The organism is Paenibacillus sp. 4624 (genome assembly GCF_050435065.1).
In the GTDB taxonomy this organism is placed as follows: domain Bacteria; phylum Bacillota; class Bacilli; order Paenibacillales; family Paenibacillaceae; genus Paenibacillus; species Paenibacillus amylolyticus_D.
This window is the reverse complement of record NZ_JBNDJR010000009.1, coordinates 54,585-69,422: the sequence shown is the minus strand read 5'-3', so window position 1 is coordinate 69,422 and position 14,838 is coordinate 54,585. Positions and strand designations below refer to the sequence as shown.

Below are 14,838 nucleotides of genomic sequence, written 5' to 3'. Positions count from 1 at the left end.
GTCCCAAAAGCCTTATAAATGGCTTTTGGGACACCCTTAAATTTTGTTCACTGGTGGAGCAATTGTAGAACGGATTGAGGGCTTTGATTCGATTGTGTGAGCATGGCTTGTGCAGCCTGCAATAAAATATTTGATTTTGTATACTCTAACATTTCTTTGGCCATGTCTGCATCTCTAATTCGAGATTCTGCATTACTCAAATTCTCTGTAGCATTACTTGTATTGTTTAATGCATGTTCCATTCGATTTTGGATTGCACCGTATATTCCACGAATACTGGAAATTTTGGAGATGGCTTTGTCTACCCGAGATAATGCTTGTTCTTGAATAGATGGTGGTAACAAGCCCATCGTTGTAATGCCTAACTCATCAGCCTGCACGTTGAATAAGGGGATATCCATATGTTGCCCTTGATTTGCTCCGGCTTGGACCGTGAGTTTCGGTGTGATATAGTCTATGTCTTTGATCTCGACATTTGAAGTTGTTTCTATGCGTGTAGACACTTCTGTTTCGTTTGTACGTTCAAATACATCCAAATTTAATGAGAAGGGACCGTATTTGAAAGCAAACGTTAAACTTGATTGAGAAGGGAGGTTAACATCCCAATCAAAATTGATTGTAGGTTGTCCCCCTGCGGGATTATGAATTGCAAGTTGGGTTGGAGATAGAGATCCGAGTGAATTATCGAACGTAATATTAGCATTTGCTTCTGTTCCTGTCATCGTATATGTATTCCCAGATGGCGAATTAATGGATGTTACACCATTGGGGATAAGTAGCCCATTTGCATCTGTCATTACTGAATTATCAGGCGGGTTAATTAGGTTACTTAGTTTTAAATTCGTATCCGTTGGATTTCCGTTATTGATTATATATTCGATTTGCATCGAATTATCTGGAAGTATAGTCCGGAGTCTTTTTATCGATACATCGGTATTTGGAAACCACATATGATCCCAAGCCGGAACTGTACCGGTATTGCTTCTAGATGTATACTCCACTGGTCGCATCATGCCGTCCACTTCTACATTCTCACTCATCGTGCCATAAACACGACCTAATGTTTTGGGGCCAAACCAGGTTGTGTTCATTCCCGAAGCATACCAATAGTCTGGTGCTGAATATTGCGGATCGGTTGTAAGTGCTAAAGTTTCATATACTGAACGCTCTGTATCTGTTTTAGTTGTTGTATAAGTATCCACATTATATTCGTTGTAACCTTGTCTCAAATCCTGCGAGGTTATCGGAGTAATTACATTTGTGTTTGTATACGTCTGAGTTGTAGAGGACGTATTAGAAATGCTGGTCAGGTGTCTTGCTTCTGGGGGTGTCCCAGAGGCTGCATAAACGACAGTTTTCTGTACGGTTGGAATTGTAGGCGGCTCACTAAGGGAAGTGTTTGTGCTGGAACTTGAACGATCCGCCAGTATTTCATAATCATCTCTTGCCAACAAGTTTATCGTGTTATAGCTTGTGTTTTGTGAAATGTGGTTTATTTCATTCGTAAGCTCTTGAATCTCACTTTCAATCATCAGACGATCGTTATTGGTGTATGTATCATTTAGACCCTGAACAATCAATTCTTTCTGTCTTTGTAAAATAGCTGAAATTTCTTGCAGTCCACCTTCTGCTGTTTGAACAAGAGAAATCCCATCCTGTATATTTCGATTTGCTTGGTCAAGTCCCCGAATCTGTGCCCTCATTTTCTCGGATATTGCTAGTCCTGCTGCATCATCAGACGCACTATCAATTCTTTGCCCAGAAGATAGTTTCTGTAGGTGGCTAGAGTTATTACGGGCGTTTTCTTGCATTCTCCTATGTGCACTAGTAGCCGCTAAGTTATGCGAAATAATCATATGTTATACCTCTATCTAAAGTGGAGTAATATGATTAATTTTACCATGGTAGAATAAGGATAGTCTATTGATATGTGATTTTTTTGTAAATTTAGTGTGCAAATTGCCTAACAAAAGTGATGTCTCCACTAAGATAATCAGCTCAGAAAGAAGAGGGCCATGCGACACCGCACAGCCTATTTAGAGGAGAAAGAGCTACACGTATTAAACCACAGGTTCATTTTGCTTTTTGAAAAAGTATTCAATCACTAATTCAAGCACAGGTTCAGGCTCCGCTAGCTGCAACTGTGCCTGATCCGTAAATTCCATGCGATAGGGTTGCTTGATGCTGCTCGGAATCCAGTAGGGAAGTGGTTTTCCAGTGGAATCCAAACCGTTGGGGTCACCTGTCGCAATGAAGTTCGAGAGATAGTTGCACATCTGGCGTGCCAGATCATAATGTTTACCCGTGAAAGGGCGCCAGCATTTGGCGAGTGTTTCAAAAAAGAACCACAGATCGACCGAATGGAACGTGCCTGGCTGATCCCATCCCGGAATCTCTGCGTCGAAGTTATAATAATAGAGCGGCGTCTCGGACGGATGACCGCTATTAGAGCGGATTACAAGCTGAATCGCATGTTCAATCATGCGCACAGAAGCCCGCTGTAAGGCATGATCCAGATCGCCAGTATCGGCTTCACATCGCTCTAAGAAGGCAGGAGCATCCTCGCCAAATAGCTCTGTAGCCATCTGTTTCAGTTCCTCCACACTGTTTACCGCAGGCTTGGTCCAGAACTCCGAGGACGTATGCCCGAGCATGACGGGAACGAGTTCGCGCTTATGTTGCATGAAGCGGGTGAACGGATCACCTATACAAAACTGATCATCAATGACCGTTCCCCAGAAGCTTCGATATTCGAGGATTTTATCCCGTAGTGTAAAGGCATCCAGCTGTCTGGCTTCCTCCAGTGAAGCTACCCCCAGAAAACGGAAAAATTCAACGCCTTTCTGCTCGGCATCCCGCAGCGTACTGCGAACAGCAGGTACAGGGACGTTTGGATACAGCTCTGTAGCGATACCGCTCATGATGACAGCTCGCTGGAAGAGACCTTTATTTTGCGGAGAAGTCATCTGACTAAGAACACTGCCACCGCCAGCAGACTGTCCCCCGATTGTAATCTGATCCGGGTCACCGCCGAACGCGGCAATGTTACGCTTCACCCAGGCTGTTCCTGCTTGCTGATCGAGATGCCCAAAATTCGCTGGTGCGTGCGGTGACTCCGCACTGATTTCTGGATGGCACAGGAAACCAAACGCATTCAAGCGGTAATTGATGGTCACGACCACAATCCCCCTGCGTGCAATGCGTTCACCGTCGAATTCCATCTCTGCCGTGTGGCCGACTTGGAGCCCACCACCAAAGTACCAGACAAAGACCGGCAGTTTCTCATCGGTTCGTTTGGCAGGTGTCCACACATTTAGATATAGACAGTCCTCATTCATCGGCAGATCAGGATCAACCGCCCATTCTCGCGTATAGATGTTATTCTCATCAATGACGGTTGGTGCCTGCATGGAGGTCGGCGCAAAATCAAAGGCTTGCAGTACACCATCCCAATCGGAAGCAGGCTGTGGCGCACGCCAGCGATTCCGGCCTACAGGGGGCGCGGCGAACGGAACACCTTTAAAGCTTGTAATACGTGGATCTGCGGCAGGCAGTCCCTGAACTTGACCATTTTCGACCGTAACAGTTCTAAGCAACACAACATTCTCCTCTCTGAATTGAACATCGTTAATGTATGTCGATCCAAGATGTCTGGTTGCGCTTACAACTCTGCTGGGCGATATGCCCTCTGTCTCTATCATAAGCAACTTGAAGCGTTGTTTCCAGCATCGAAATTAAACCAATAACCCCTCATAATGATATATAATGACTGGGATCATGAAAGGAGTTGCTGGACGTGGACACATTATGGCGAGACGGGAGCAGGGCGAGCCAGGTATATTTTATCAGCGGCGGTCACAAACCGATCAATCTTCATCAGTGGGGACCGGGCGTACGTGACGTCTATGCGCTGCATTTTATCATTCGAGGGCAGGGTACACTGGAAACGGGGGGCCAGCAATTCCGGCTGGGTCCCGGAGAGAGCTTTATCCTTTTTCCGCAAAAAGAAATCTATTACTACCCCGATCCGGTGGACCCGTGGGAGTATGTATGGATCGAGTTCAACGGACGAGACGCGGGGCGATTCGTAGATATGACTCAGTTATCGGTGCGGCATCCTGTACTGCCAGCTGCACCGAAAACAATGGCGCCATGGTTTCATCTGGGCTGGAATGCAGGCGCATCACCTGGTGAAGTGTTAAGAGCGGATGCACGTTTGCATCTGTTATTATCCTATTACATGGAATTTTTTCCGAGCGAGAAGCAGGCAGAAACCAGAGATGATGTATGGATGGCGAAAACCTATATCGAGCAAAACTACTGGCAATCGTCCTTGACGGTGGCAGAGATTGTACAGGCCGTAAATCTGGAGCGAAGTTACCTGTTCCGCAAGTTCAAGGAAGCTACAGGTGAATCGGTGTCAACGTACATAACGGCATGTCGTATCCGGCGTGCCTGCGAGCTTCTTGAGTCATCCCAATTGTCCATTCAATCCATAGCTTATTCGGTAGGATATAATGATCCGCTTTATTTTTCCAGAGTATTCAAAAAGGCAACATCATACACGCCGTCTGCCTATATGATGTTGCACCAGAAAAGAGCAGGTCGTTAGGGAAAGAGCGTTGTACGCCCTTTAACGAAAAAGAGCACAGTTTCCTGACTCCCGGAAGTAACGAATGAGCTTCTCAATCGGCTCCCGCCCGCAATTCATCTTCACGCCAAGACAATCAATGCAGACAAATTGCCGGGCTGTTAGCGAGACTAATTTCAGATAGATGCCGACATCGTCGGAAGTGAGCGGAACCTGACAGGTTGTGCACAGCCGGCTTTGTGCCATTTATTTCACCAGTTTGGCTCGCACGACGAGACAATCATGGGCCGCTACGACGGGAGCATAACGCTCGCGGAATACACCGAGTTCCTTGTGCTCCCAGCAGTCATAGAGAGACAGGGAATAGCCTGATGCGTAAGGCAGTCCCATATCCCAAAATTGCAAGGATAGTTCGCGCTGGCTGTCGCTCAGATTGAAGAAACCAATCGCCAGATCACCATCCGTAAGCACCTTCACCAGCATGAATACATCATCGGTATGGAACCATTGCGGCTCAGGTTTGATGCGGTAAGCCCCGCGTGCCTCTGCGTCCTGATTAATGGCAAGCAGATCGGGGTTCAGCAAAATGTCCTTGGTGGCCTGATTGGCTTTGCGCACATCACACCCAATCATAAGCGGTGAACCCATCATCGACCAGAGGGAGAAATGGGTTTTGTACTCAATATCGTTGCAGCCACCAATGCTACCGATAAAGTCATTGTTACTTCCGCCGTACATACCAACGATGAGCATATCCATATCATTGTGGCAGAAGGAGCCCGTATAGCTTTGTTTTCCGAGCTGTGAAAGAGCCAGCTCTTTGACCGAATCCCAGTTATCACGGATATCCCCGGTGGAACGGTACATATGGGCCCCTGATTCACGAATCCATTCGTAGACATTGTCCTCTCCCCAGTTGCAGGCGGAGAAAAGAATATCGCGGCCGCAGTTTTTGAGCGCAAGACTCATGCGTTTGTATAACAATTCGCCAGAGATATGGCGGGGCTTGAAGCAGTAGTCATATTTTAAATAATCCACGCCCCACTCGGCGAATAATGCCGCATCCTGAAATTCATGCTCGAAGCTGCCTGGATATCCAGCACAAGTATGTGTTCCGACACAGGAGTACATGCCAAACTTCAAACCTTTGTCGTGAATATAATCTGCAAGCGCCTTCATTCCACTCGGGAATTTGGCAGGGTCTACGACCAGATTGCCGTCCGCATCCCGCTCCTTCAGGCTCCAGCAATCGTCAATGACAATGTACTCGTACCCGGCGTCACGGTATCCTTCCGTTACAAACACATCGGCAACATCCCGAATCAATTGCTCATTGATGTCCCACGTAAACGTATTCCATGAATTCCAGCCCAGCGCAGGGGCAAATCCCATCATTGCTTTGGTGTTATTGCTCATGATCTGACTCGCTTCCTTCCTCGAATAGTTTTTTGAAAATGACAAAATGCCATTTTTTCATGTAGTGAGTATAGTTACTAACTATCATGAACTTAACGGATTAAGGGCATTTCAACCATAGCCTGACGTTGCTTGGACATGGATAAATGTTGTTTAGATATTTGAAATCTATTTAGAGCAGAAAGATTGAAGAACAAAATTTCATTTGACTTTATATAATAATAATTCTTTCAATATTCAGTAAAAAGTATAGTAGATTTAATCAGAAAATCATCTCAATTGTTAGAAATAACACACAATGGATTGCAATTTCCTTATTATAGAAATACAATATCAACGTAAGATTATAAACATGGAGGGGTTCTCTTTGTACAGAATTCTCAATGTAACAATCGATGGTTTTAGAGGTGATAGAAAAATAGAATTGAACTTCCCAGATGATAATGTCACTATCATCCATGGTTCCAATGGAACGGGTAAAACAACTCTATTAAAAATTTTACACGCAATCTTCTCTGGAAACGGGACCCTTTTAGAGAGCGAGCAAATAAAAAAAGGATCCATTATTCTGAAAAATAGAAAAACAAATATAATATGCTATATTGAAGCAGAATATTCATCAGATAAGAATGAATATGAGTGGTTCAGTGACATAGAAGACATTGAAGATTATATTGAGTCTTTTTCATCGTTAGTGTTTGGGGTTAATCGTGGCATTACAGTAAATAATGCATTAGGAAGAGTTTCACCTTTAGATGTAAGTAAAATGCTACGATTATTTAAAATTGAATTTGTAAATAATTCAGAAAATAAAAAAGCATCAAGAAATATTGAGGAAATGTCAGATTTCTTGAATAATCAAATTCAAACTAAATACAAGAGGCAAAGACGCAATTCAAATGAAATAGATTTTGATAACAGGCATATTATGATTGATAATCTATCTATGAGTAATGTTGAAAACACGCTCCATGATAGATATCTACTAGAGAAGAATTATATTACTAATAGAGTTCAAAAGGCACTTTTTGAAACGTTAGCTCAAATTGTAGACAATCCAGAAGAAGATTCTAATTTATTTTCAGAAGAAGAATTTTTAGATAAGTTGATAATTTATTCAGATACATTGTTAGAAGTGTTATTGGAACTACCAAATAACCAATTGAGCAACCGAATAAGAGGTATATTGGAAAATTTTGATGAGAATTCTTATTATCAAGATTTTGTTAACCCTTTTGAAGGGAAATATATCTTGTCCAGTCTTGTATATAATATGATAATTGAATTAGAGAAGGGGAGAGGGGTTTTGAACTCAGTAACTCAACTTGTCGATGAATTTAATACATATCTTAATGATAACAAAAAGTTAATAATTGATGAGAAGGGGCCTAGAATATCTACTCCTAATGGGTTCCATAGTATAGACAAGTTATCTAGTGGAGAAAGACATTTATTATCCTTTTTAACCTTGTTTATAATTGATGGAAGCGATAGAAATGTCCTTATGATAGATGAGCCAGAAATTTCATTGAACCTAAAATGGCAAAGTAAGCTGCTCAATCTTCTAACAAGGTGTGTACCTGATGCGCAGATTATCGTAGCTACTCATAGCCCAGCAATTGCTGAATATAACACTAACAACTTGGTGGAGATTAAAGAATGAGTTCTATTATTACTTTTAACAAGAGAAAACTTGACTATAGTGATAAAAACTTTACCCATACTATATCCAGTGCTGAATCAATTCAATATAACTCTTTTGGACAAATAATATCTCGGGCAAGACTAGAAAAGAAACCCTTAATTATAGTTGAAGGGTTTGACGATGTTCCGATCTACGAATCACTCGCTTTGTCTAATAATATAAATATATCTGTTCGAGCTGTAGAGACGTTCTCAGGATATTCCGAGGGTTGTGAAGGAGTAAAGAAGTTTATTCAAGCTGCTCAGTTTGAAATTGATAAATCTCTTGAAAACGAAAGATACATTTTAGGTATTGTTGATAGAGATGCAACTGTTTTTCGTGGTGAATCTTTATCCGAATTGAAGTGCTTATTCACCTTAGAAGTATATTCAATTGAAACTCATTTTGTTACAAGGGAACACGCTAGATATGTGTTGGAAAATATGCTTAATAGTCATTCAATGATAAATGAACATATTATTGAGTTTGTCGCTCCTGAAAATCTGCACTCTATTTTTCAAGAGCTATACTATATCTCTTTGGAATCATTAAAAAATGCATGTGATATAAGATATTCTGGAATTTTAGGTTATAAGTATAGTTTTGGGAGGATTAAAAATAGCTATGCAGATATTCAACAAATTCTTGAAAAAAGAAACGAATTAGATGAATTTGCAACTTCTTTGGAACTTAGTATGGATCATTCTTATCGACAAGTGATCAAGGGAAAGTGGTTGCTTGAGTCATTTATTGAAAATATATATATTAAGGCTCAAGAATTAATGGAGAAGTGTATAAAAGATGAAGTAATAATGGGACAACAGAGATGTCAATTTTGTAATTCTGGTATCTTAAATAAATGCTCATGGAAGCTTAAAAAAAGCTATTCAAAGGATATCATTCATAATGTTATTTTACAGCATCACTCAGAATCAGAGGTAGGGTACATTAAGGATAGGCTTAGAAAGCTAGGCTAATCTAAATATATAACTCCGATTTTATTAAAGCCATACCTTTCACAAAGTAAATTTACAACTGCATCGTAATCATCATGATGACTTAACTCAAACCTAGCAGTAGAGACCAACTCATAAAATTGGTTTTTGCTGAATTTTTTTCTATGTGTGAGTTGAGTCTTTTCTTGTCTGAATTTATTGTAATTTAATTCGTAGATCATTTTGTATCACTCCGTAATAATTTTTTATTCTTTTATTATTATCTTCAAATTAGTATATATATACCTGATTTCTGCCAATATAGAATAAAAATCATGCAGTTTTAAGTTTCTCATTCTGTATAATGAAGAAAATATTTTCAACTAAAGCATGTACAATTTTTCTGAATTAATTGAGAAAGGGCCTTTAGGTATTTTCAAACCAATTGTTAAAGAGAATATTTTTTATAGTATATGCTAAGATACAAAACCACTAACATCAAACCTCCTTCTGGCGAAGCTTTTTTTTATCGTTTATACTTGTAAAGCCAATTTACTTGAGGAGTTGTCTAACGAATCATGAATAAAAAAGAAGTCGCGCACATTCGCAAACAATTCAAGCTGGATCATGACCTGCTGAACATTTACGACATCCTGAATGTCTATATTACGAAAGAAACCAATGAAGTCTATCACTGGGAACGCCATCCGTTTGAACTGGTGGATCGGGAGAAGCAAGAGTTATACATGGGCAATTTCAAAAAATTGCTTACAGGTGAACTGGATCAGAAACTGTTCGAACTGAAATTCCAGGAAGAGGCGGAGGAGCCAGCACAGGTGATGCTTCACCAGGCACTCGTCACAGGTGACCCGGATGAGTGGCAGGATCTGATGCTGTTGCTTGTCGATCGTATGATGGCTGATGCCAAGTATGAACGGGATATGGTGGTTACGTTTATTAAAGGGCAGTATTATCTGCCAACGAAGGCGAGAAATGAGGCAACGGAGGAAAGCGAGAAAAATGAGGTCTTTGCTCACCCCTTCATCCTGTGTAGTGTGAATTCCACCGAGAAACAGCGTAAGACGCTGCTCTTCGACTATGTAGAGCGGGAATTCAAGTACAACATCATCGTTGATCCGATCATCAAATTAAGTACGCCGGAGCAGGGTTTCCTGTATCCAAGCGTGACGGACAACTATTCCGACGTAAACCGTGTGCTATACTGCACGGGCAAATCTAATTTCCCGGACCCTCATTTTGTTGAAAATGTGCTGAATGGGGAACGTTCGGTAACGGCTCTGGAAGAGCGGGCAATATTCGAGGATATCGTCAAAGAGATCACGGGTGAGCAGATGGATGCTACTACGCTGGCCCATGTGTATGAAGAGATTAACCGGGTTATTGAAGTGAACGAGGAATCCCATGAGGAAGAGCCACCGAAGCTGGATTACAAAGACGTGGAACGTCTGCTTACAGCCAGCGGCGTAGAAGAACTGACCACCGAGAAGGTGGAACGTGCATTCGAAACGATCGTTGACAATAAAAACTATGAGCTGAAGGCAAACAGCGTGATGCCGAAGTACACTTCCAAGTCGATCAAGATTGATACCAAGGTGGCAACCATCTCGATCAGTCCGCAGGACCTCAAATATGTGAGACAAGTCAACTATCAGGGAAGACGCTGTATCATGATTGAAGTAGATGAAGATGCGGTGATTGAAGGGTTCACGCTGGCTACGGAGAATCTGTAACGACGAACTTAACTTCGAACATCAACTAGACTCTACTAAGCTTGATAAAAATGATTCAACTTAAATGTAATGCAAAGCCCAAGCTTGCGGTCATTCCGCCAGGCTTGGGCTTTGTTGTCTTAGGTCTGTCTCTGTCTTTGTGTCTGTCTTTGTGTCTGTCTCAGTTATGATTGTCGCAGTAACTGCTGGATATCGGTTGCCGGGCGGGAGCCAAGCTCCTCGTGAAGCAATTCCTCGAGTAGCTGGTATTGCCACTGGGCTTCAGTCCGCCGACCAAGCGAAAGATAAATCACGATTTTTTCACGGTGAATATCTTCTCGAATCGAATCGACCTGCAGGATTCGATCCAAATAATGCAGTGTACGCAGGGGTTGCTTTTGCTGAATATGATATTGAGCAGCCGTTTCCATCATTGTGATGAAGTCCATCTCGAGCTGTCTTGACCATGCGAATGCCCATTCATAATGCCGCCCTTTCAAAAGTTCACCCCGGTACAACGTGTCTATTCGTTCGAACATCTCAGGTGAATAGGTTGAAGTTTGACGGATCTGGCGGAATAACGCTTCGAACTCATACAGATCACAATCGATGGAATCCCGGTCAATACGAATCCCGTTTCGATCCTTCTGGATCAGAGGAACATCGCTGTTATCTCCAACCGCACGCCTGACGTAGTACAGCGTTGAGTTGATATTAGTCCAGGCTTTCTGCGGACTGAGATCCTTCCATAACGTATCAGCCAGTACATCACGGCTCGTCGACTTCGCACATAAAAGAAATGCGAGCAACTCCTCTGTTTTCGGCGTTCGTAGCTTCACAGGGGTATCCACATTCGCTCCATCAAGCACAGTAAATTCGCCAAACATCCGCACAGTCAGACGAGGGGAAGGGGAAACCGGCTCCGATGAGATAGCCGTGTTCCGGAGAAGTTGCTGCAAGCGCTGAATCGTACGACTTACACGCTCGGCTGTCACAGGTTTGATGATATAATCGATGACTTCTTTTTCAAAAGCCTGTACGGCATATTCCTCATATCCTGTGACCAGCACAATCGGAAGGGAGGCATGATGCTTGCGTAATTCGCCGATCAGTTGCATACCGGAAATTCGTGGCATGGTGATATCCAGAAAAGCAGCATCAAAACGGTGATTTGCTGCATATTCGCAAGCTTTCTCGGGGTCATGGAATACTTCGCATACCTCAATGGCTCCACTTTCAGTCAAGATCCGTTTTAGTCGTTTGAGCGATAGATCCTCATCGTCTACGATGATTACTTTTATCATGTAATGTACCCCCCGTTACCCTTCATGCTCTGGTGTTGTATGGGAAGATCGAGCGTAATGCGTGTTCCTTCACCATCATGGCTTTCCATCCGAAAATCCCTGTTGTACAGCAGTTTGAGCCTGCTCGATATATTCCATAAACCGACACCTGTGCTACCGTCGGCGGCCTGGCGGAGCTCTTTCATTTTCTGCTCCGTCATACCTATGCCGTTGTCTTCAATGGTAAACCTGGTTTCCGTTTCGCTGAGATTACGAATAGAGAGCATCACACGACCGCCGCCAACTCGGGACATCAGCCCATGCCGAATAGCATTTTCGATCAAGGGCTGCAGAATCAGCGGCGGAATCTGCATGGTTCGATCCACATCCGCATCCACATCGATAATGACTTCGAGCCTTGATCCGAAGCGTGCCTGTTCAATGGCTACATAGGCCTCGATCATACCCAATTCGTTCTCCAGGCTGGTCTTGGAATCCAGATGTTTGAAGTGCACACTGCCCCGCAAATAACTGGATAATTGTAAAATCAATCGTTCTGCCTCATCTGGCGCATCCACACATAATTCGGCAATGGCGTTCAAGGCGTTATACAGAAAGTGCGGGTTAATCTGGGAACGTAAAAAGGAAATTTCGGCATTTCGTGCAGCCTGAACGGACGCTTTCATCCGGGTTAGACCACCGATTCGGGCCAGCAATTCCTCCGATTCAAAAGGCTTGGATACAAAATCATTGGCTCCCTTCTCCAGCGCAAGCTTTAATTGATGAGCTTTATTGCCTGCGGTCAGCATGAGCACGGGAAGTTCGGAAGGGGAGAAGCGCTCCCGAATCCGGTCGAGCAGTTCATAACCTGACATGCCTGGCATCATGATATCAGCTATCACCAGATGAACGGAAGGAAGCTTGTCTAACAGCCCTAATACCGAATGGGAACGGGAGGTAACGGCATAACTGTACCCTTCCAGCTTCAGCAGACCAACAATAGTCTGCAGATTGGCTGCATCATCGTCAACCACGAGAATCCATTCATTCCTTACCCCTTGCACAATGACAGGTTCTTCATATCTCAGTGGTCGATTCCCCGTAACCGTAGGGGCCATACTGAAAGGCGTCACGTTGGAACGTTTTTCTTTTTTACCTTCAGCCAGTGGGAACGTCAGAATAAATGTGGCGCCTTGACCCAGCGTTGATTCGGCGTGAATGGTTCCGCCATGCATCTCAACAAGCTTGCGCGTGATGCTTAGTCCAAGGCCAGTGCCTCCGGCAGCCATAGGGCCGGCATCTGCTTCCTGCTCGAATGGCAGGAAGATATGCTCCAACTTGCTGGGGCTGATGCCTCGTCCCGTATCGGCAATGCGTAGTTCTGCTTTGCCCTGAACGAGTGTAGCACTTATCCGGACAAAACCCTGTTCCGTGAATTTGATGGCATTACCGATCAGATTGTGCAGAATCTGAACAAGACGATTCCCGTCTGCATATATTGCCGGGAAATAGGCAGGGATGTCGTTGATCAGTTCCACCTTTTTGGTACCGAGCAGGAAGGAATGCATGCGCATTACGGATTCGACATAGGAAGACAAATCGGTGGCTGAACGGTGTAGTGGGATGTCCCCGTGTTTCATTTTGGAGTAGTCCAGCAGTTCATCCACCAAGTAAGTCAAACGTCTGCCGCTACCTGTCACAATCGCCAGATTATGTGCCTGCTCATCCGTGAGAGGGCCTTCTGAACCCTTGAGCAGACTCTCGCTAATATTGACGATGGCGTTGAGCGGTGTTTTGAGCTCATGGGACGTGTTGGATAGAAAGTCATCCTTTACCTGGTCGAGCAGGAGAAGCTGATCCTTCAGAGAGCGAACGGTGAGGTAGGCCTCGAAAAATCGCAGGACGGCTAGAAACAGCATCAGGATGCTGAATAGTACGATACATACCTGTCCGATATTGACATTTTCTTTGAGTGAAATGGAGAACAGATTGATGTCCAGACAATACAGTGTAATACAGAGCATGGCCGCGTACCATAGAAAGCTCGATAATCGTTCTCCCTTCTCACTGAGCACATACCGCAAAGCACACTGCACTAGTAGCCATAAGAGAATCAACGTATACAGTCCGATAACATAAGGTGCGGTTAATACGTAGACGGAGATAGGGAAGAGTACGAGCAAACTGATATAAGCGCCAAAAATAAACAGCGTTACAGAGGTAAGCACCCCTGAGAATATGCCCGTTCTGAAACGGTAGAAATAAAAGATCAATAAGCCGAGACAGGCAACGGAGCAAAAATCTTTTAGTTTATATAACGTGCTAAATGAAAGATCTGTGCTTGCTGCCGCCAAAACCCGTTCACTGATCATGCCATTGTAGAGGGCATATAGTAAACACACCAGACCAAGTAGTAGCAGGGAACTATCCCGGTTTCGATATAGAGCAGATCCCAGATAACTGATGAGAAAAATGATGGATATGGTGGCCAGTACAGCCATAGTTGCCAGTTCAATGGCTGTGCGATTCTGATGGCTTTTTAGCATGGCAGTCTGTTCTCCCAAAAAAAGCGGACCCGAGATGCCTGCATTGGGATAGTCATAGTTGGCGACCCGAACCAGTATTTCAATATCACCGCCATGATAAGGAAAAAATCCGATTTGTGGTGAATTGCCTGCCTGATATCCTGCATTTTTTTCCACGGCTTGTCCGTCTTCCATCAGTTTGGTGCCATTGACGTAAATTTCGCTGGCAAAACGAATGTTGCTCTTTTTGATAGCAAGTGTGCCCTCAACGGGTGTATTGCGCAGGACAAGCCGATATGTAGCAAAACCGTAGGAAGGTAATCGTTTATCCCCTATCTGAATGGGTCCCCAAGTACCAGGGACCTCTGCATAAGCATCAGGAGATGTTTGGGTTCCCGGTTGTTTCTGACCCGCGATATTCACTGGAGCTGGTAGTAGCGTCTTCCAATAAAATTCCCATTCACCGTCCAGCCTGATGCGATTCTCTAGCTTCGGGTTCCAGGTTGATAGATCCAGAATACCCTGACGTGCATGGAGCTCGGCAGCTTGCGGTTCTCTTGCCGTGGATAGAACTAGCAGCATAACAGCAAGTATCACGGTGAGAACAACACCTGAAATTCGTATGAACACGTTTTGCTGCTCCTTTGGGAGATTACCAATCATCTCTAGTATTC

At 43.7% G+C, this 14,838-nt stretch carries 10 protein-coding genes; 4 read left to right on the top strand and 6 right to left on the bottom strand.

Annotated features, from left to right (window positions below; genetic code table 11):
- Positions 1-47 precede the first annotated feature (47 nt).
- Positions 48-1,856 carry a flagellin gene (locus ABIE27_RS20405; protein ID WP_429351355.1) on the bottom strand — a complete coding sequence of 603 codons (1,809 nt, stop codon included), beginning with the start codon at positions 1,854-1,856 and terminating at the stop codon, positions 48-50.
- A gap of 204 nt (positions 1,857-2,060) precedes the next feature.
- On the bottom strand, positions 2,061-3,596 hold the full coding sequence (locus ABIE27_RS20400) for a carboxylesterase/lipase family protein (RefSeq protein ID WP_123064915.1): 1,536 nt from the start codon (positions 3,594-3,596) through the stop codon (positions 2,061-2,063).
- Positions 3,597-3,796: 200 nt separating this feature from the next.
- On the opposite strand from ABIE27_RS20400, the gene ABIE27_RS20395 reads away from it, so the two are divergent.
- Entirely contained in the window at positions 3,797-4,612 is an 816-nt protein-coding gene (locus ABIE27_RS20395) for an AraC family transcriptional regulator (protein ID WP_123064916.1), read from the top strand.
- A gap of 21 nt (positions 4,613-4,633) precedes the next feature.
- Here the strand turns inward: ABIE27_RS20395 and ABIE27_RS20390 are convergent, their stop codons facing one another.
- Positions 4,634-4,837 (bottom strand): hypothetical protein, encoded by a 204-nt coding sequence (locus ABIE27_RS20390; protein WP_429351354.1) that lies wholly within the window; start codon positions 4,835-4,837, stop codon positions 4,634-4,636.
- Positions 4,838-6,007 carry a glycoside hydrolase family 27 protein gene (locus tag ABIE27_RS20385; protein ID WP_429351353.1) on the bottom strand — a complete coding sequence of 390 codons (1,170 nt, stop codon included), beginning with the start codon at positions 6,005-6,007 and terminating at the stop codon, positions 4,838-4,840.
- 367 nt (positions 6,008-6,374) lie between these two features.
- Here ABIE27_RS20385 and ABIE27_RS20380 point away from each other — a divergent pair, with 367 nt between their 5' ends.
- The 3 genes from ABIE27_RS20380 to ABIE27_RS20370 all read left to right on the top strand — a co-directional run bounded on the left by ABIE27_RS20380 (position 6,375) and on the right by ABIE27_RS20370 (position 10,377).
- Positions 6,375-7,670: an AAA family ATPase gene (locus ABIE27_RS20380; RefSeq protein ID WP_429351352.1), complete on the top strand. Its 1,296-nt coding sequence runs from the start codon at positions 6,375-6,377 to the stop codon at positions 7,668-7,670.
- Positions 7,667-8,668 carry a hypothetical protein gene (locus ABIE27_RS20375; protein WP_429351351.1) on the top strand — a complete coding sequence of 334 codons (1,002 nt, stop codon included), beginning with the start codon at positions 7,667-7,669 and terminating at the stop codon, positions 8,666-8,668. Before ABIE27_RS20380 ends, ABIE27_RS20375 begins: the two co-directional genes overlap by 4 nt.
- Before the next feature lie 536 nt (positions 8,669-9,204).
- The gene (locus tag ABIE27_RS20370; RefSeq protein WP_090923180.1) at positions 9,205-10,377 is read left to right on the top strand and encodes a DUF4317 domain-containing protein; all 1,173 of its coding nucleotides are present in this window, start codon (positions 9,205-9,207) and stop codon (positions 10,375-10,377) included.
- Between the two features lie 164 nt (positions 10,378-10,541).
- On the opposite strand, the gene ABIE27_RS20365 is transcribed toward ABIE27_RS20370, so the two are convergent.
- Positions 10,542-11,660, bottom strand: coding sequence for a response regulator (locus tag ABIE27_RS20365; protein ID WP_429351350.1), 1,119 nt, complete (start codon positions 11,658-11,660; stop codon positions 10,542-10,544).
- On the bottom strand, positions 11,657-14,794 hold the full coding sequence (locus tag ABIE27_RS20360; RefSeq protein WP_161556950.1) for an ATP-binding protein: 3,138 nt from the start codon (positions 14,792-14,794) through the stop codon (positions 11,657-11,659). The genes ABIE27_RS20365 and ABIE27_RS20360 overlap by 4 nt, the downstream gene beginning before the upstream one ends.
- Positions 14,795-14,838 lie beyond the last annotated feature (44 nt).